The sequence below is a fragment of the Clostridium sp. NkU-1 genome, from assembly GCA_001312405.1.
Map to the genome: position 1 here is coordinate 259390 of BBDR01000004.1, position 18715 is coordinate 278104.

At 45.5% G+C, this 18715-nt stretch carries 19 protein-coding genes and 5 pseudogenes; 23 read left to right on the forward strand and 1 reads right to left on the reverse strand.

The window, feature by feature from the left end:
- The first annotated feature begins 3 nt into the window (after positions 1-3).
- The 12 genes from JCM10519_RS28160 (at position 4) to JCM10519_RS08925 (ending at position 8234) form a co-directional block, all read left to right on the forward strand.
- The gene (locus JCM10519_RS28160; protein ID WP_347843632.1) at positions 4-180 is read left to right on the forward strand and encodes a hypothetical protein; all 177 of its coding nucleotides are present in this window, start codon (positions 4-6) and stop codon (positions 178-180) included.
- Between the two features lie 36 nt (positions 181-216).
- Positions 217-741: a hypothetical protein gene (locus tag JCM10519_RS28165; protein ID WP_347843633.1), complete on the forward strand. Its 525-nt coding sequence runs from the start codon at positions 217-219 to the stop codon at positions 739-741.
- Positions 732-998 (forward strand): cache domain-containing protein, encoded by a 267-nt coding sequence (locus JCM10519_RS28170; RefSeq protein WP_347843634.1) that lies wholly within the window; start codon positions 732-734, stop codon positions 996-998. The genes JCM10519_RS28165 and JCM10519_RS28170 overlap by 10 nt, the downstream gene beginning before the upstream one ends.
- Entirely contained in the window at positions 926-1894 is a 969-nt protein-coding gene (locus tag JCM10519_RS28175) for a sensor histidine kinase (RefSeq protein WP_347843635.1), read from the forward strand. The genes JCM10519_RS28170 and JCM10519_RS28175 overlap by 73 nt, the downstream gene beginning before the upstream one ends.
- A gap of 189 nt (positions 1895-2083) precedes the next feature.
- Positions 2084-2425, forward strand: a complete 342-nt coding sequence (locus tag JCM10519_RS28180) for a substrate-binding domain-containing protein (protein WP_347843636.1) — start codon at positions 2084-2086, stop codon at positions 2423-2425.
- Positions 2418-2660 carry a hypothetical protein gene (locus JCM10519_RS28185; RefSeq protein WP_347843637.1) on the forward strand — a complete coding sequence of 81 codons (243 nt, stop codon included), beginning with the start codon at positions 2418-2420 and terminating at the stop codon, positions 2658-2660. The genes JCM10519_RS28180 and JCM10519_RS28185 overlap by 8 nt, the downstream gene beginning before the upstream one ends.
- Positions 2657-3055, forward strand: coding sequence for a hypothetical protein (locus tag JCM10519_RS28190; RefSeq protein WP_347843638.1), 399 nt, complete (start codon positions 2657-2659; stop codon positions 3053-3055). The genes JCM10519_RS28185 and JCM10519_RS28190 overlap by 4 nt, the downstream gene beginning before the upstream one ends.
- 15 nt (positions 3056-3070) lie before the next feature.
- Positions 3071-3871: a galactose ABC transporter substrate-binding protein gene (locus JCM10519_RS08910; RefSeq protein WP_347843639.1), complete on the forward strand. Its 801-nt coding sequence runs from the start codon at positions 3071-3073 to the stop codon at positions 3869-3871.
- Entirely contained in the window at positions 3868-4092 is a 225-nt protein-coding gene (locus tag JCM10519_RS28195; protein ID WP_347843640.1) for a hypothetical protein, read from the forward strand. Before JCM10519_RS08910 ends, JCM10519_RS28195 begins: the two co-directional genes overlap by 4 nt.
- A 249-nt stretch (positions 4093-4341) precedes the next feature.
- Positions 4342-5403, forward strand: a complete 1062-nt coding sequence (locus tag JCM10519_RS08915; protein ID WP_347843641.1) for a galactose ABC transporter substrate-binding protein — start codon at positions 4342-4344, stop codon at positions 5401-5403.
- A 243-nt stretch (positions 5404-5646) separates the two neighbouring features.
- Entirely contained in the window at positions 5647-7203 is a 1557-nt protein-coding gene (locus JCM10519_RS08920; protein ID WP_054738675.1) for an ATP-binding cassette domain-containing protein, read from the forward strand.
- The gene (locus JCM10519_RS08925) at positions 7200-8234 is read left to right on the forward strand and encodes a hypothetical protein (protein ID WP_054738676.1); all 1035 of its coding nucleotides are present in this window, start codon (positions 7200-7202) and stop codon (positions 8232-8234) included. The genes JCM10519_RS08920 and JCM10519_RS08925 overlap by 4 nt, the downstream gene beginning before the upstream one ends.
- Positions 8235-8352: 118 nt before the next feature.
- On the opposite strand, the pseudogene JCM10519_RS08930 reads toward JCM10519_RS08925, so the two are convergent.
- Positions 8353-8804: pseudogene (locus tag JCM10519_RS08930) on the reverse strand (CYTH domain-containing protein).
- A gap of 271 nt (positions 8805-9075) precedes the next feature.
- Between JCM10519_RS08930 and JCM10519_RS28200 the strand changes: the two are divergent.
- The 11 genes and pseudogenes from JCM10519_RS28200 (at position 9076) to clpX (ending at position 18674) form a co-directional block, all read left to right on the forward strand.
- Positions 9076-10119 (forward strand): annotated as a pseudogene (locus JCM10519_RS28200) (galactose ABC transporter substrate-binding protein).
- Position 10120: 1 nt separating this feature from the next.
- A pseudogene (locus tag JCM10519_RS08945) lies at positions 10121-10680 on the forward strand (DJ-1 family glyoxalase III).
- A gap of 16 nt (positions 10681-10696) precedes the next feature.
- Entirely contained in the window at positions 10697-11020 is a 324-nt protein-coding gene (locus JCM10519_RS28205) for a hypothetical protein (RefSeq protein ID WP_347843642.1), read from the forward strand.
- Positions 11021-11182: 162 nt separating this feature from the next.
- Positions 11183-11593, forward strand: coding sequence for a hypothetical protein (locus tag JCM10519_RS28210; protein ID WP_347843643.1), 411 nt, complete (start codon positions 11183-11185; stop codon positions 11591-11593).
- On the forward strand, positions 11551-12072 hold the full coding sequence (locus JCM10519_RS28215; RefSeq protein ID WP_347843644.1) for an extracellular solute-binding protein: 522 nt from the start codon (positions 11551-11553) through the stop codon (positions 12070-12072). The genes JCM10519_RS28210 and JCM10519_RS28215 overlap by 43 nt, the downstream gene beginning before the upstream one ends.
- A gap of 71 nt (positions 12073-12143) precedes the next feature.
- A complete protein-coding gene (locus tag JCM10519_RS08955; protein WP_054738681.1) occupies positions 12144-13799 on the forward strand; it encodes a hypothetical protein in 1656 nt (551 codons plus the stop codon).
- Positions 13789-14646 carry a diguanylate cyclase gene (locus JCM10519_RS08960; protein WP_054738683.1) on the forward strand — a complete coding sequence of 286 codons (858 nt, stop codon included), beginning with the start codon at positions 13789-13791 and terminating at the stop codon, positions 14644-14646. The genes JCM10519_RS08955 and JCM10519_RS08960 overlap by 11 nt, the downstream gene beginning before the upstream one ends.
- Positions 14571-15119, forward strand: a complete 549-nt coding sequence (locus JCM10519_RS08965) for an EAL domain-containing protein (protein WP_054738685.1) — start codon at positions 14571-14573, stop codon at positions 15117-15119. The genes JCM10519_RS08960 and JCM10519_RS08965 overlap by 76 nt, the downstream gene beginning before the upstream one ends.
- A 113-nt stretch (positions 15120-15232) precedes the next feature.
- Positions 15233-16520: pseudogene (tig, locus tag JCM10519_RS08970) on the forward strand (trigger factor).
- A 135-nt stretch (positions 16521-16655) separates the two neighbouring features.
- Positions 16656-17243 (forward strand): ATP-dependent Clp endopeptidase proteolytic subunit ClpP, encoded by a 588-nt coding sequence (clpP, locus tag JCM10519_RS08975; RefSeq protein WP_054738687.1) that lies wholly within the window; start codon positions 16656-16658, stop codon positions 17241-17243.
- Between the two features lie 128 nt (positions 17244-17371).
- Positions 17372-18674 (forward strand): annotated as a pseudogene (clpX, locus tag JCM10519_RS08980) (ATP-dependent Clp protease ATP-binding subunit ClpX).
- Positions 18675-18715 lie beyond the last annotated feature (41 nt).

Here is an 18715-nt window from a genome sequence, read left to right on the forward strand (position 1 = left end):
GCGGTGGAGCTGCTTAACAAAACCGATGATAAGACCTATGTGGTGGCAGCGAAGGTAGGATATCAGGAACAGAACTATTTCAGCTACGTATTCAAGAAAAAAAATTTGGAGTATCACCGACTAAATTCCGAGGAGCCAGGTAATGGAAACACCCTCCGGGTATCCCTTTACACCCGGTAAAGCGGGGTGGCCCTGTCCAAAAGGATGGACGATAATATGGAAAGAAAGAATATCAGCATTCGTTATACTATTTTTGTATATTTTACCGTGACTGCCTTGGCAGCCAGTCTTTTGATTACTTTTTCCTTATACCAGCGTCTTTCCACCCAGGTGGGGGAGATGGTGCAGGAGGAAAACCAGAGCCTCATTCACCAGGTAGCCAGGTCCGTGGAGTCCTATCTGCTTACGGTCATGAAGCTGTCGGATTCCCTGTATTACGGAGCCGTAAAAAATGCCGATTTATCCTCGGAATCCATTAATAACGAGATCACGCTCCTGTATGATAACAACAAGGATAATGTGGACAACATCGCCCTCTTTACCCAATCAGGTACCATGGTGGAAGCGGTTCCTGCTGCAAGGCTTAAAAGCGGCCTTGATGTGACCAGGGAGAACTGGTTTTTAAATGCTTTGGAGAAGACGGAAAACCAGCATTTTCCTATCCCCATGTCCAGTATATTTTTGACAGCAATGAAAACCAGTACCGGTGGGTGGTATCCTTATCAAGAGCTGTGGAGCTGACAGAGGGCACCTCTACCACCCAGGGCGTGCTATTAGTGGATTTAAGCTACTCCAGCCTGGAACATCTTTTTGACGGGGTGACCACAGGAAAGGGCGGCTATGTCTATTTAATCAGCAGCGACGGGCAGATCCTGTACCATCCAAGATCCAGCTCATCGACTCCGGGCGGATGCAGGAGAACAATATGGTGGCAGCCGGCTATAAGGACGGAAACCACCGGGAGGAATTTCAGGGGGAGACCCGGATCATTACGGTAAAATCCATTGGTTATACAGGCTGGAAGATCGTTGGAGTGACACCTAAAAATGTGGTTTCCTTAAATTCCATTAAAACCAGGCTTTTTATCGTGTTCCTTATAACCCTGATCCTGTTCATACTTGCCCTGATCAACTCCTATATTTCCTCCCGTATCACCAATCCCATTAAGGAACTGGAAAAATCCGTGGGGATTCTGGAAGAAGGAAATTTGGAAACGCCTGTTTCCATCGGAGGTTCCTACGAAATCCAGCATCTGGGGAATTCCATTAAAAATATGGCAAAACAGATCCGGGTTCTGATGGATGATATCGTGGCAGAGCATGAAGCAAAGAGAAAACAGGAATTTGATACCTTGCAGTCACAGATCAATCCTCATTTCCTTTATAACACCCTTGACATCATTGTGTGGATGATTGAAAACGAGCAAAAGGCAGAGGCTGTCAAAGCGGTGACGGCCCTGGCCCGGTTTTTCCGGATCAGCTTAAGCAAGGGAAAGAGCATTATCACGGTCAGGGATGAATTGGAGCACGTGCGGAATTATCTGATGATCCAGCACATGCGTTTTAAGAATAAGTTCTCCTATGTGATCGATGCGTCTGAGGAATGCATGGAGCTTGCAAGCTTAAAGCTGGTATTGCAGCCCCTTGTGGAAAATGCCATTTATCATGGAATGGAATTCATGGATGGGGACGGAGAAATTATTTTAAAGGTCTGGAAAGAAGGAGATGACCTGTGCTATATGGTAAAGGACAATGGACTTGGAATGACAGAAGACCAGGTTTCAGGCTTATTTTCTGATCAGGTCCATGTTACTTCAAAAAAAGGGCTCAGGGATCGGCGTAAAAAAATGTCAATGAAAGGATCAGGCTGTATTTTGGGGAAAAGTACGGACTGACCATTGAGTCAGAGCCTGACGAAGGAACGGTGATCACCATCCGGCTTCCTGCGGTTCCCTATAGCTCTGCCTCTGTGCCCGGTGAAACGGGACAGGCTCTACCCGAAAAGCGTGGGCAATGAAAAGGAAACACCCTTCGGGTATACCTCTATGCCCAGGAAGCATGGGCAATGAAAAGGAAAGTAGATCATGACAAAACAGGAAAAATTATTGTGGACTCTGCTGGCGGGAGTGCTTGTGTTCCTGTTTCTTTTATCCTCCACAGATTTGATCATCAAGGAGAAGAAAACAGAAATATATCCGGTTTCCGTCATCATCGGGGATACTTCCGATGACTATTATGTAAATTTCAGAAAGGGTGTGGATAAGGCGGCTGAAGAATACAATGTAGATGTCAGCTTTATTACACTCTATGAGAAGGGAGATGCCGATCAGCAGATAGAACTGGTTCAAAGGGAGATCAATGACGGCGCATCAGTAGTGGTCCTGATTCCCGTAAAGCCGGTGGAGTGTGTAAAAAAAGATGGATGATATGGTTTTGAACAGCCCTGCCGTCATCCTGGGAAGCTTACCTCCCAATGACCAGGTAAAAAGCGGCATATCACCGGATTATGAAGAGGAAGGAAGGTTACTGGGGCAGGCAATTGCAGCGGAGAATTCCCCGGATATTCCTGTATGGATCTTTACAGACGGGCTGGAGTACGGGTATAACAGGGAGGCATATGACGGGCTGGTATCTGCTCTTTCAAAATCCGGATTTCCATGAAGCTTTATGAGAAGAAGGCAGAGGGAACCTTCCGGGAGGCAATCCAGGGCATGGTTTATCCCGGAAGCGGAAAAGCGGTCATTGCAGCGATTGATGTCAGAAGCCTTGATGAAGCCGCTGATATCATTTCCGGCACCACGGTATATGGCAATGCGGTTAAAGGTCTTTACGGAATTGGCAGCACGACCAAACTTTTAAAGGAACTGGACAATGGAATCATTAAGGGGCTGGTTGTAAGCGACCAGTTTGATGCCGGCTATATGAGCATCGAAAAGTCCGTGGAAGCGGTCCATGGGGGACTTCAAAGAACACAGATAGTTTTAGATTCTTACTATATTCAGAAGGCCAATCTGCGGGAAAGCAAATTTGAAAGGATTTTGTATCCAATTGATTGAGATGGGGGATGGAATATGAAGAAACGATATGGTATTCTGGCAGCGGCGGTCATCCTGCTGCTGGCACTTTGGGGAGTGTTTTATCAGAGTCGTAAGGAAGGTGGAAAGGAAGAAAAAAAGTCCATACGCATTGGAGTGACCTTATACCGCGGGGATGATTCCTTTATCAATACGCTCAGGGGAAATATTGAGGAACAGGCCAAGGAATATGAAAAGGAAACAGGCATTAAGGTTGTCATGGAAATTGTAGATGCCAAGGGGAACCAAAATACCCAGAACAGCCAGGTAGACCGTTTCATCTCCCTGGGCTATGATGCCATCTGCGTGAATATTGTGGACCGCTCCGTGGCCTCCAACATCATCAGCAAGGCCATGGATGCCAGCCTGCCGGTGGTGTTCTTTAACCGGGAACCGGTGGAGGAGGATATGCGCCGCTGGGAAAAGCTTTACTATGTGGGAGAAAATGCAAAAGAGTCTGCAATCCTACAGGGAAACATTCTGGTGGACGCTTATAAAACAGATCCTTCTTCCCTTGACCTAAATGGAGATGGAAAGGTCAGCTATGTTCTCCTGGAAGGAGAAAACAGCCATCAGGACTCCTTGATCCGCACGGAATGGTCCATTCAGACCTTAAAGGATGGCGGAGTGCCCTTAGAAAAGATCACCGGAGGAATTGCCAATTGGGACAGAAGCCAGGCCTCCGCCTGGATGGAGCAGTGGCTTTTGGAGTACCCGGATGAGGTGGAAGTAGTGATCTGCAATAATGATGACATGGCTTTGGGAGCGGCCGATGCGCTGGAACGAAAAGGGACATGAGGCCGGTTAAAATAGTAGGGATTGACGGCACGCCTCAGGGGCTTGAAGGGCTGCGCACGGGAAAGCTGTTTGGAACAGTTCAATGTGACTGTCAGGAATATGCAAATGTTATTTTTGAAATCGCTGCAGCGGAATCTCTTGGTCAAAATGTACAGGAAATTGTAAAATTGGACCGGGATAAGTATTATGAATGCAGACAGAAGGCACTGACCGCCCAGTAATGGGCGGTCAGTTGTGCATTGTGAGTAAAAATATCGAAGTTTTTTTAATGGAAAAAGGAAGAATCTAAAAAATTCGATACATATACCAAAAAAAATTATATGGAAAACTGCACAAAAGAAAGCTATAATGTGCATGTCGGTAAGGTAAAAACACCAATCGATAACAATATAATGATAAGGGAGGATTTATCATGAGATTACTCAAAAAAAGCATTAGCAGTAGGCCTTGCGTCAGCAATGGTATTTTCCATGGCAGGCTGTGGAGCAGGTTCCAAGGGAACAACAGCTGCACCAACAGAGGCTTCTACGGCAGCAGAGACTAAGGAGGAGGCAGGGGCAGAGACCACCGCAGAAGCAGTAAAAGATGCTGTTGGCGGAGATGTAGCGGACAAGAAAATCGGTATCTCAATTTACAAATTTGATGATAACTTTATGACACTTTACCGTACAGAGCTTCAGCGCTATTTAACAGAGGACTTAGGCTTTAAGAAAGAAAATGTTGTAATCCAGGATGGCAAAGGTGATCAGGCTGAACAGACCAATCAGATCCAGAACTTCATTACCCAGAAATACGATGTATTGATTTTAAATCTTGTTCAGGCTTCTTCTGCTCCGGAAATCACAGATATGTGTAAGGAAGCAGGAATCCCGGTTGTTTTCATTAACCGTGAGCCAGATACCCAGGAAGAGCAGAGATGGAAAGATGACAAGATTAACGCTACTTATGTAGGTTGTGACGCAAGACAGTCCGGTACCTATCAGGGAGAAGAAATTATTGAAACTTCCAACAAGGGCGATATTAACGGCGATGGCGTTGTTTCTTATATTATGATCCAGGGTGACCCGGAGAACGTAGATGCTCAGTACAGAACAGAATTCTCTGTTAAGGCTCTTACTGATTCCGGCATGCAGGTAAAAGAACTGTTAAAGCAGCGTGGTGACTGGGATCAGGCAAAAGCTCAGCAGATCGCTCAGGATGCTTTAACACAGTATAATGATCAGATTGAAGTAATCTTCTGCAACAACGATGCTATGGCACTTGGTGCTCTTCAGGCAATCGAGGCAGCAGGACGTACCGTAAACAAAGACATCTATTTAGTAGGTGTTGATGCTCTGACAGAGGCTGTTCAGAACGTTATCGACGAAAAGCAGACAGGTACTGTATTCAACGACCACTTCTCACAGGCTCGTACAGCAGGCGATATGGCTGTTAAGTTTATCAAGGGTGAATCTGTTGATAATGTAAATATGGTAGACTATATTAAGGTAACTAAGGATAATGCTCAGGAAATTCTTGACAAATTAAAATAATTTCCAGCAGCCGGTAAACTAAGAAAAATTCGAAATGCGTATTTTCTTAGTTGCCGCGGCATTCGCCGAGTGGATATGCAGGCATATTCGCTCTGCTCATTGCTCGCGCAAAAACGGGTGTGTCGGTAAGGCACACCCATTTTTTTAAAGGTATCTACAGACATGGGCAATAAATAGGAAACACCTTACAGGTATACCTATATGCCAGAAAACATGGGCAATAAATAGGAAAGGAGAAACGGGATGGCAGAGGAATACAGACTGGAAATGATAGGGGTCAGCAAATCCTTCCCTGGTGTTAAAGCGCTTGATAAAATCAACTTAAAAGTACGTCCCGGTACCGTTCACGCCTTAATGGGTGAGAACGGAGCAGGTAAATCGACCCTTATGAAATGCCTTTTCGGCATTTATAAAATGGATGAAGGAAAGGTTCTTATTGACGGGAAAGATGAGAACATCGCAAATCCCGATGATGCCCTTCACAAAGGGCTTGCCATGGTGCATCAGGAGCTGCAGCCGGTTCCGGCGCGTTCCATTGCGGAAAACATGTACCTTGGAAGGTATCCATTAATAAAAATAGGTCCTTTAAAAATGGTTGACCATAAGACCATGCACCAGGAAGCAGAAAAGTGGTTAAAGGATGTAAAAATGAATTTTAATCCCAGGGCAAAGCTTGGGACACTATCAATCGGACAAATGCAGTCAGTGGAAATTGCAAAGGCAGTGAGCCAGAATGCGAAGCTGGTAATTTTGGATGAACCGACCTCATCACTGACTGATAATGAAGTGGAAGCGCTGTTTCGGATTATCAGGGATTTGAAAGCCCGTGGCGTTTCTATGATATATATCAGCCATAAGATGGCAGAGATCCGGCAGATCGCCGATGATATAACAATCATGCGTGACGGAACGTATGTGGGTTCCTGGGAAGTAAAGGACATTTCGGATGATGAAATCGTAAAGCAGATGGTCGGCCGGGAATTAAGCAACGTTTATCCGCCCAAGGAAGATTACCGGACAGATGAGACTGTCTTAAAAGTAAGCCATGTAAGCAGTATCCACGCACGCTCCTTCCGGGATTGTTCTTTTGAATTAAAGAGAGGAGAGATTCTGGGATTTGGAGGCCTGGTAGGCGCTCAGAGAACAGAATTAATGGAAGCAATTTTTGGAATGCGCCACATTGCAAGCGGAGAGATTGAGATCCTGGGTAAAAAGGTAACGATCAAACGTCCCCAGGATGCCATAGGTGATTCCGTAGGAATGATCACAGAGGACAGACGGGGAACCGGAATTATTGGCTGCTTGAGCATTGCGGATAACACGGCCATTGCCTCTTACCGGAATTATACCAAAGTCGGAACCATTAACAGCAAAAAGGTGGATCAGGTAGTAAAGGACAGCATCGCAAAGCTGAGCATCAAGACGCCAAATGACAGGACCCTGATACAATCTTTATCAGGAGGAAACCAGCAAAAGGTGATCATCGCCAGATGGCTGGCTAATAACCCGGATATTCTGATCATGGATGAACCTACCAGAGGAATTGACGTTGGTGCAAAATATGAGATTTACCAGATTATGATTGATCTGGTAAAACAGGGGAAATCGATTATCATGATTTCTTCCGAAATGCCGGAACTGATCGGTATGTCAAACCGGATTATCGTTATGTGTAACGGCCATATTACCGGAGAGCTGGAAGATGAAGAGGCAACTCAGGAGAAGATCATGGCATTTGCCACTAAATTTGATTTAAACGATAAGGTAACAGAAAATTTCACACAGGAGGTTAAATCATGACAGCGAAGAAGGCTAACGCCAAAGATTTACCTATGCAAACAAAAAAAGTTAATTTAAAGGATTTTCTTATTAATAATGGAATCATCGTTGTTCTCATCATGCTGGCGATTTTTACTGTAATTAAGCAGCCGGCCTTTGGTTCCTTTGATAACCTGAAAAACATTGCTTTAAACGTAGCCCCCCGTTTTATCATTGCCTGCGGCGTATCCGGGTGTCTGATCACCAGAGGTACGGACCTTTCTGCCGGACGTATGGTAGGACTTTCTGCCTGCCTTGCAGGTACTTTGCTTCAGAAGCCTGGGTACAGCGGAAAGTTTTTCCCCAATCTTCCTGATTTCGGAATCTGGTGGGTATTTGTCGTGCTGTTGATCTGTATCGCTGTCTGTGCAATTTTCGGTCTGATCAATGGTATGGTCGTTTCTTTTCTTCAGGTTCCGGCCTTTATCGGAACTTTGGGCATGCAGCTGATCGTTTACGGTGTCTGCCTTGTTTATACCAATGCAACCCCTATCGGCGGTTACCGCGCTGCTTATACAGAGGTGGCAAAGGGCAGGCTTTTAGGAGCCATCCCTTACCTGTTCTTAATTGCCCTTGCAGTCGGGCTTGTGATCTGGTTTGTTTATAACAAAACACCTCACGGCAAATATATGTACGCCATCGGCGGAAATGAGCAGGCAGCGGAAGTTTCCGGCGTTAATACGAAGAAAACGAAAATCATTATTTATGTAACAGCAGCAGCGCTTTATGCATTGGGAGGTTTCCTTGTAGGCGCAAAGTCCGGCGGTTCCTCCGTTAATATGGGAATGGGCTGGGAGCTGGAAGCCATTGCAGCCTGTACCATCGGAGGCGTATCTGTTAACGGCGGTATTGGTAAGGTATCCGGTGTTCTGATTGGTGTACTGGTATTTGAGATCTTAAAGACCTGCCTGCAGTATCTTGGTGTTGACACCAACTATCAGTATATTGCACAGGGAGTTGTTATCGTAGTTGCCATTGCACTGGATATCAGAAAGTATATTGCAAAGAAGTAATTCCTTTTAGATTGATGTCCATATTCATTCTTTAAAAGGAAAAATGAAAAGGCGAGCCGTAAGAGTCTGGAAAAAAAGGGTATCCTTTTGGACTCCTGCGGCTGGCCTTATTCGGATATTATGGAAGCTGGCTCAGCCTGCTGTTTTGATATTCTCCTGAAAAGGTCACATCTTCTCCAAACCAGGAAGGAGGGGTGAAGCGTTCTGCTTCTTCTCTTTTTGGAAATTCCACTTCAGCCAATAAAAGCCCTTTAAAACGTCCTTCAAAAACATCCAGTTCTATGGTCAGATGATCAGAGCCTTCCAGGGGAATCAGATACCGCTTTTTCGTAAGGATATGGCCGTCTGCTTTTTTGATCAGGTGTTCATAAGACTCTGGCGTCAATGGGAGATTATATTCTTCCCGCTCTAAAAGCCCTTTGATTTGTAGGTAAGGTAAAAGGATTCATCCTCCCTGCGGATGCGGACGACAGGTTCTGTTGACAGGTACCCCTGTTCTATCAAGTGATAGGGGTATGCGGTGTAATCAGCCGGCGGCTGGGATATGAGATATTTACGTTCTATTTCCATGAAAAAAATCCTCCTGCTTTAATATTTTGTATTGCTGTATGTGCTGGTATACCACGGGCATTCGCCCTGTTTCGCACTGCTCATTGCTTTCGTGTATAAGTATATCACATGGGAGCAAAAATAGAAGGCTCACCTTTCCTGTTTGTGAATCAATGGGACAGGAAGACAGATCCGGTTGATTCATTAGTATACAAAAAAGAGAAAACGTGGTAATATGGGGAAAACAGTGAAAATTCAGGAGATTAAGGACATGAAACGGTTTAGTAAACGGATGTTTGTGTTTTTTTCTGATTCTTTGGACTGTTTTCCTGGTTCATGGCTGTGCTCCCCGGGAGGAGGCAGAGGATACCAGGGAAAGCTCCAAATCAGAAGCTGGCACGGAAGGGTCCGTGAGGAGACAGGCCCTAAGATCGGGGTAAGCATATACCGCTATGACGATACATTCATGAAGCTGTATCGTTCCCAACTAAAGCAATACCTGGAAGAAACTTACCATGCGGAGGTGATCATGCGCAATGCCGGGGGAGATCAGGAAGAGCAGAACCGGCAGATCAGCCAGTTTATTTCAGATGGGTGTGAAGGGATCATTGTAAATCCAGTCAAGGTATCTGCTGCGGCCGGGCTTGTTAATACCTGCGGTCAGGCGGGGATTCCTTTGGTTTTCATTAACCGGGAACCAAAGGAAGAGGAACAGAAGCGGTGGCATGAGAATCATATGGCAGTGTCGTGTGTTGGGACGGATTCCAGGCAGGCCGGGACTTATCAGGGAGAGATTATACTGGAACTGCCTGATAAAGGGGATATAAACGGCGATGGGGTAGTGTCTTACGCTATGCTCATGGGAGAAGAAGGCAATGAGGACAGCCGTTACCGGACGGAATATTCCATAAAAGCCTGGAAGAAGGGGGAATGAAGACGGAAAAACTTTTTTTCCGGCAATGGGGACTGGAATAAGGACAAAGGGAAAAAGCTTGCCGAAGAGGTACTGGCTGCCTATGGCAGCAGAATTGAGGTGATCTTCTGCAACAATGATTCCATGGCAAACGGTGCTTTGGAAGCTGTGGAGGAGGCAGGCCGTGTGCCTGGAAAGGATATTTATCTTGTAGGGGTAGATGCCCTTCAGGATACGGTAAAATATATAAAAGAGGGAAAAATAGCCGGGACTGTTTTAAATGATCATGAGGGACAATCCCAGACAGCTGCCGATACTTTGACAAAAATGATTGACGGGGAAGATGTGGACACAAGGTATCTGGTGGATTATATCAAGGTCACTGCAATCAGTACCTTTCATACGTTAAAAGGAGAGGATTAAAATGGGAAAAGTATTTGCGTTTTTAGCTGACGGATCAGAGGAAGTGGAGTTATTGGCTGTTGTGGATATTTTAAAAAGGGGTGGACAGGAGGTGACCCTTGTTTCCGTTACAGGAAAAAAAGACGTGGTAGGTGCCCATCAGATAAAAATCCAGGCGGATTTTGAATTTTCAGAGGTTGACTGTAAAAATGCCGATGTTCTGTTTCTTCCTGCGGGATGCCGGGGACCAGGAATTTAGGAGCTCACGGGGGGCTGTTAAATTCTTTAAAGGAAGCCCATGGAGAGAACAGGAGAATAGCGGCAATCTGTGCGGCGCCAAGCATTTTAGGAAAACTCGGTATGCTGGAAGGGAGAAAAGCAACCTGTTTTCCAGGCTTTGAACCGGAGCTTAAGGGAGCCTTGTATACAAAACAGGGGGTTGTTACGGATGGGAATATAACGACGGCCAGAGGTCTTGGCTATGCACTGGATTTGGGGATTGAACTTTTGGGTCTTCTGACGGATGAGAATCATGCCCGCCAGGTAAAGGAGGCCATCCAGTACGATCATATTTCCGTGTAATGGGGCAGGTGATTGTATGAAAAAGAGATGGGTATTATCGGTTCTTGCGGTTGTTTTCATCAGCCTTCTTACCGGATGTGAGAAGAAAGATCCATACGGATTGTCGGAAAAGAATCCGGTCACCATTACCATCTGGCATTATTACAATGGCGTCCAGAAGGAGGAATTTGACCGCCTTGTGCAGGAGTTCAATGAAAATGAAGGACGAGGAAAAGGGATCATCGTCAAGGCATTTAATAAGGGGAACATTGATGAATTAAGCACTCTGGTCAATGAAAGCATTGAAAAAAAGATTGGATCAGAGCCTTTGCCTGACATATTTTCCCGCTTACGTGGATAAGGTTTACGAAGTGGACCAGATGGGATTGGCGGCAGATTTAAGCGGCTATCTGACTTCGGACGAAATTTCGGAATATGTGGATGCTATATAGAAGAAGGCAGGTTTGACAGCACTGGGGCGATCAAGGTATTTCCCATTGCCAAGTCTACGGAGATCCTTACGGTGAACAAGACGGACTGGGACAAGTTTGCCCAGGCAACGGGAGTGACAGAGGAGGCTTTTTCCACCTGGGAAGGGATCACCCGGGTGGCGGAGTCCTATTATAAATGGACGGACAGCTTGACAGAGACACCGGATGATGGAAAGGCTTTTTTTGGAAGAGATGCTTTTGCTAATTATATGATCATTGGCAGCCTTCAGCTTGGTCATGAAATTTTTAAGATAGAGGATGGAAATATTGTCCTGGATTTTGATAAGCAGGTTATGAGGAAGCTGTGGGATAACTATTACGTACCCTATGTAAACGGGTATTTTGGTTCCTACGGGAAATTCCGGAGTGATGATGTAAAACAGGACGGCTGGCGGCCTTTGTGGGAGCGACCAGCGGAATTGCTTACTTTCCGAATTCAGTGACTCTTGAGGATGGGACCAATTATGCCATAGAGAGCAAGCTTTACCCTCTTCCCAATTTTCAGGGGACCGTTCCATGTGCTGTTCAGCAGGGAGCCGGTATGATGGTGTTTAAATCTGAGGAAAAAAGGGAGTATGCTGCTGCTCTTTTCTTAAAATGGTTTACAAGCGTGGAGCAGAACATGGAATTTGCCATTGGCTCCGGTTATCTTCCGGTAAAGAAGGCTGCCGGAAATCAGGAAATGCTAAAGCCCTTCCTGGAGGAAACCAGTGAAAACAGCGGAGTATCACAGAACCTTTTAATAGGGCTTGACACAGCGAATCAATACAGACTATATACTTCTAAACCATTTAAAGGCGGGGACCGTGCCAGAAGCGTGCTGAATTCTACAATGGCTTTAAAGGCAAAGGAAGATTATGAAGAGATATGTGCCCTTATGGCCAGGGAGTCAAACGGGAAAATGCAGTTGCAAATTTTGTAACAGAGGAAAACTTTAATAACTGGTACAAGGATACAATGGAGCAGTTGGAAGCGATTGTTGGAGAGTGATTTATGAAGAACAAGAGAAGTGAATCCATTCGCACCCAGCTTCTGGGACCATTGCTTATCCTGCTGGTCTTACAGGCTGTTGTCATTGCAGGGCTGGTACTGTTTGGCGGAGTTTCCATTAAGCTAAAGAATAATGAGATACATATATTAAGTGAAAATACGGAAAGTACAAAGCTGGGCCTTGAAAAGGAAACCATTCACCACTGGATCGTTATGTTTAACAATTCCGACTTTATAACTGCCGGAATCCAGCAGGTGCTGGATCATGAGAAACGCCGGCCAAAGGATATCTCTACGGATTATGTTCTAAATAAAAAAATCGTTGAAGAGGTTATGGAAAAGTCCATAGAAATGCTCCACCTAAGCCATGCGACAGGCGTCTTTATGGTCTTAAACGGCCCTGCGGCCAAGAACAGTCCGGTTGATATGAAGGCAGGTTTTTACGTGCGGAATTCCAATTCAGGAGGGTATTTAAAGGATAATTCGTCTCTTCTTATGGAGAGAGGATTGCCATCCATAGCGGAAAAGTATGACATCCCTTTGGATTCCTTCTGGGAGCTTGGCTTTCAGGAAGGCGAGGATAACAAAGCTTTCTCTTTTTATAAAAAGCCATATCTTATGGCAGTTCAAAATCAGGCGGCCCATGATGATGTCATGAAATATGCTTATTTAAGCCCTCCCTTCCGTTTAAGCCCCAGGGATATGCAGGTGGTGACCTACTCCATCCCAATCATCCTTAATGACGGGACCGTTGTGGGAGTTTGCGGGCTGGAACTAACCTTAAACCAGCTTGAGCAGATTCTGGGAGAAGACCAGACAAGCGGCAGCTATGAAGAATGCTGGCTTTTAGGCATCCGGAACAAGAGGACAAAAACCATTGTTCCAGTCGCGTATTCCGGGTATCTGTATAACCAGTATTTTAACGAGAGCCAACGAATCAGTTATGTGGATAATGAGGAAGAAAACATCAGTGAGCTGAGGTCCTCGGAAGGAACCAGGTGGTATGCCAGCATAAAAAGCCTTGATGTCTATGGAACCAACGGGCCCTTTGAGGGGGAAGAGTGGGTATTGGCCGGTATTGCACGTCAGGAGGATCTGCTGTCTTTTTATAATGCAATCCGGCGCATGCTTCTCGGTTCCATGGCAGTCCCGCTTATATTCAGCCTGCTGGGAGCATTTGTCATAGGAAAGATCATGACAGAGCCTATCCGCAGGCTGGTCACGGAGTTAAGGGGGCAATCAGGAAGAAGTGGACTTTCCCTTAACAGAGTACATATCAGAGAAATCGATGAGCTGTCAGAAACCATTGAACAATTAAACCGGGACGTGGAACGGGCGTCGTCAAAGATTTCAAGCATTCTGGAACATGCCAATGTCCTGATCGGCGTATTTGAATACGAGGAAGAGGCTGACCGTGTGTTCTGCAGCCGGTCTTTGTTTGAGATGCTGGGCTGGAGGCATATGGAGGAACCCTACTGCTATATAAAAACGGCAGAATTCAAGAAATACATGGAGAAGACTTTTATTGGAATTAAAATAAAAGGAGACCGTATTTTACAGTCCCTGGAAGGCCCTCAGGGAACGCGGTGGGTGGAATTTATTCTGGACGGATCAAAAAAAAGGGACCATACTGGGCGTGTGCTCGGATGTGACTGCTGATGTAGAGGAAAAGGAAAAGCTGGAGCGGGAGAGAAATTATGACCTGCTGACGGATATTTACAACCGGAGGGCATTTAGAGAACAGGTTACAGCTGCCATGAAGAGGCAGAAAGGGAAGGTTTCTGCACTGGTCATGTGGGATCTGGATAATTTAAAATATATCAATGATACCTACGGGCATGACGAAGGAGACCGCTACATTGTCCTTTTTGCCAGCTGCTTAAAAATATTTTCAGAAAAGGGAGGAATTGTAGCCCGATATTCCGGAGATGAATTTGTTACCTTTCTGGAAGCAGATGAAAAAGAAGAGATCAGAAACAAGATCCAGGAATTCATGAAGCATATTCAGAAGTTTTCACTGAATACGGGAGAGGGATACCAGTTCCCCATCCGTGTGTCAGGAGGGCTTTCCTGGTGTCCTGATGATGCAAAAGACTTTGACACCCTGTTTAATCATGCGGATTTTGCAATGTATATGGTGAAGCACAGCGTAAAAGGGATTGTTAAAGAATTTGATTTCAACGAATATACCCATAATTCTTATATGCTTGCTGGCAGTGAAGAATTTAACCGGATGCTGGACAAAAAAGAGGTTCGTTTTGCGTTTCAGCCCATTGCAACAAGGGAAGGATCTATCTATGGCTATGAGCTGCTGATGCGTCCGGACTTTGCCAATATGAAGGGGATCAGTGAGGTCTTAAATCTGGCAAGAGCTCAGGCAAAGCTTCCCCAGATGGAGGCTCTCACCTGGTTTTCAGCCTTAAGGCAGTTATGGAACAGGCTTTGGCCGGGCAGCTGGGACCGGATGAAAAGCTGTTTGTCAATTCCATTGCCAGCGTATGCTTAACAGACGCAGAGCAGAGGGAACTGGAAGAAAACTATGGAGAGCTGCTCCACCGGATCGTCATTGAAATGACAGAAGGAGAACCGGCAAGCCATGACTTCATGCACCGCAAAATCGATATGGCAAGACAGTGGAAGGGGCAGATCGCAGTTGATGATTTCGGAACAGGATATAACAGTGAGGCCATTCTCCTGCGCATGAGGCCTGATATCATTAAGGTGGATACAAATCTGGTAAAACGGATCCATGAAGACCCGAACCGCCAGATCATTTTAAGGAACCTTTTGAATTTTGCAATGCAAAACAACATCACTGTTCTGGCAGAGGGAGTGGAGACTCCGGAAGAGCTGGAATTTCTCATGAATTGCGGGGTTTCTCTGTTCCAGGGATATTATATTGCCAGACCGCAGATGGAGATCAGGCCCCTTGACCCCTACATCGTGAAGCGATTGCAGGAGTTTTCAGGAAAAACCTGATTTAATCATAAATAATACTGGAATTTGCGGGACGAGTATGTTATAATGCTAAATTGAAGTGTAACGCCCTGTTGATTTGGCGGTTCACATATATTTCAAGGAGGAACCCTTTAATGAGTTTACAAGTAGAAAAATTAGAAAAGAACATGGCAAAATTAACGGTAGAAGTGTCGGCGGAAGAGTTTGACAAGGCTCTTACCGCAGCTTACAATAAGAATAAGGGCAGATTCAATATCCCTGGTTTCAGAAAAGGGAAAGCTCCTCAGGCCATGGTTGAGAAGATGTATGGAGCAGGTATTTTATATGAAGATGCAGTAAATGAGGCTCTTGACGCAACCTATGGCGACGCAGCAGAAGAAAGCGGACTGGACATTGTTTCCAGACCTGAAATTGACATTGTACAGGTAGAAAAGGGAAAGACCCTGATCTATACTGCAACAGTTGCAGTTAAGCCGGAAGTGACTCTTGGCGAGTATAAGGGATTAGAAGTGACCAAGTCAACTGCTGAAGTGACCGAGGAAGATATTGATGCTGAATTAAAGAGAGTTCAGGAACAGAATTCCAGACTGATCACCGTAGAGGACAGAGCCGTAGAGGATGGCGACCAGACTGTTATCAATTTTGAAGGTTTTGTAGACGGAAAGCCATTTGAAGGCGGAAAGGGTGAGGATTATCCTCTTACCATTGGTTCCCATTCCTTCATTGATACCTTTGAAGAGCAGTTAATCGGCAAGAACATCGGCGAAGAGTGTGATGTCAACGTAACCTTCCCAAATGAGTACCATGCAACAGAACTGGCAGGAAAGCCTGCATTATTTAAGGTGACTGTAAAGGAAATTAAGAAAAAAAGAACTTCCTGAGTTAAACGACGAGTTTGCAAGCGAAGTTTCTGAATTTGAGACATTGGAAGAGTACAAGAACGACATCAGGGAAAAGGTTGCTTCAAGAAAAGAGAAAGAAGCGGCAACAGAGAACGAAGACCGTGTGGTAGAGAAGGTTGTTGAGAATGCTGCCATGGAGATTCCTGAGCCGATGATCGACAGCCAGGTGAACAACATGGTCAATGACTATGCAAGAAGAATGCAGAGCCAGGGCCTGTCTCTTGACCAGTATATGAAATTTACAGGCATGACTCTTCAGTCCTTAAAAGAGCAGATGAAGCCACAGGCTCTTAAGAGAATCCAGACAAGACTGGTACTGGAAGCAGTTGTAAAGGCAGAGAACATTACAGCTTCTGATGAAGCGGTTGAGAAAGAAATCGCAAGCATGGCAGAAGCTTATAAGATGGAGGTCTCTCTGGTGAAGGAATCTCTTGGAGAGAACGGCATCCAGCAGATGAAGGAAGATCTGGCAGTTCAGGAAGCAGTAGATTTTCTTGTTGCAGAAGCAAAATTAGTTTAAGAAGTATTACCTGAATAGATTCCTGGCATTTTTGTCCGGAGTCTATTCCGCTTTGATAAGAGATATCCTGGGGGTATCCCTTTACGCCCGGCAAAACAGGGCGAATATAGGAAAGAACAGACAGGAGGAAGACAGATGAGTTTAGTACCTTATGTCATTGAATCAACCAGTAAGGGCGAACGTTCTTACGATATTTATTCCAGACTTCTTAAGGAGAGGATCATTTTCCTTGGGGAAGAGGTATCCGATGTATCAGCAAGCCTTGTTGTGGCCCAGCTGTTGTTTTTAGAGGCAGAGGATCCGAATAAGGATATCAACCTCTATATCAACAGCCCCGGTGGTTCCGTTACCGCAGGCATGGCAATTTATGATACCATGAACTATATTAAATGTGATGTTTCTACTGTTTGTATGGGCATGGCAGCCAGCATGGGAGCATTTCTGCTGGCCGGCGGAGCAAAGGGAAAACGGTTCGCTCTTCCAAATGCGGAGGTTATGATTCATCAGCCATCCGGCGGAGCAAAGGGCCAGGCCACTGAGATCCGGATCGTAGCTGAGAATATACTGAAGATAAAGAAGCGTTTAAATGAAATCCTGTCCGCAAATACTGGTCAGCCTTATGAGGTCATTGAACGTGATACGGAACGTGACAATTATATGAGTGCGGAAGAGGCGAAGGCATATGGCTTGATCGATGATATCATCTACAGCCATGACCGATAAACCTTTACGCCTAAGCAGCCAGGACAATTGATAGGAAACACCCTGCGGGCATCCCTTTAGCCCGATCAAGCGGGGTGGGCACTGCCCAGAGGGCGTGGGCAAGAATTAGGAAAGAATGAGGTGTGTATATGCCGGTCAGAACAGACGACAAGATCCGATGCTCTTTTTGCGGGAAGACTCAGGATCAGGTAAAGAAACTCATTGCCGGTTCCAATAATGTCTACATCTGTGACGAATGCATTGATTTGTGCGCAGAGATATTAGAGGAAGAATTTGACAGCCATGAGGATGAAGGACCTGATTTTGGTGATATTAACCTGATGAAGCCAAAAGAAATCAAGGCTTTTTTAGATGATTATGTCATTGGTCAGGATAACGCAAAAAAAGGTATTGTCTGTAGCAGTCTATAACCACTACAAAAGAATCACTTCCAGAAAGAAAATGGATGTGGATGTGCAAAAGAGCAATATTCTGATGTTAGGTCCTACCGGCTCCGGTAAAACCTATCTTGCGCAGACGTTGGCAAAGGTCTTAAATGTTCCGTTTGCCATTGCAGATGCCACCGCTCTTACAGAAGCCGGTTATGTGGGCGAGGACGTGGAGAACATCCTTTTAAAACTCATTCAGGCGGCTGATTATGACATCAGCAGGGCTGAATATGGAATTATCTATATTGATGAGATTGATAAAATAACAAAGAAGTCGGAAAATGTGTCCATTACCAGGGACGTTTCCGGTGAAGGCGTACAGCAGGCTCTTTTAAAGATCCTGGAAGGCACGGTCGCAAGTGTTCCGCCCCAGGGTGGAAGAAAGCATCCCCACCAGGAACTTTTACAAATTAATACGACCAACATTCTGTTCATCTGCGGCGGCGCCTTTGATGGATTGGAAAAAATCATTGAACGCCGGTTAAGCGCTGGCTCCATCGGCTTTAATGCGGAAATCGTAGATAAGAATAAGACGGATATTGATGATCTTCTGAAAAAGACCCTTCCCCAGGATCTGGTGAAATTCGGACTGATACCGGAGTTTATCGGCCGGGTGCCGATTACCGTATCCCTGGAGCTCCTGGACCGGGAAGCACTTGTGAAGATTTTGACAGCACCGAAGAATGCCCTGGTCAAACAGTATCAAAAGCTGTTTGAACTGGATGATGTGAAACTTGAGCTGACAAAAGAAGCGGTTGAGCGGATCGCTGAGCTGGCAGTGGAGAGGAAAACAGGCGCCAGAGGCTTGCGTTCCATTATGGAAAGCGTAATGATGGATTTGATGTACGAAATTCCATCTGACAGCAGCATTGGAATCTGCACGATTACCAGGGATGTTGTAGATAAAAAGGGTGAGCCGGAGCTGATTTATCGGGACACGGCAGTTCCCAGAAAATCACTGGCTCAGAAGTTAAGAAAAGATAAGACAGGCGAGATCGCATAGGTCCCTGCATGAGTCGGGAAGGTGTTACAGCGAGAAAAATC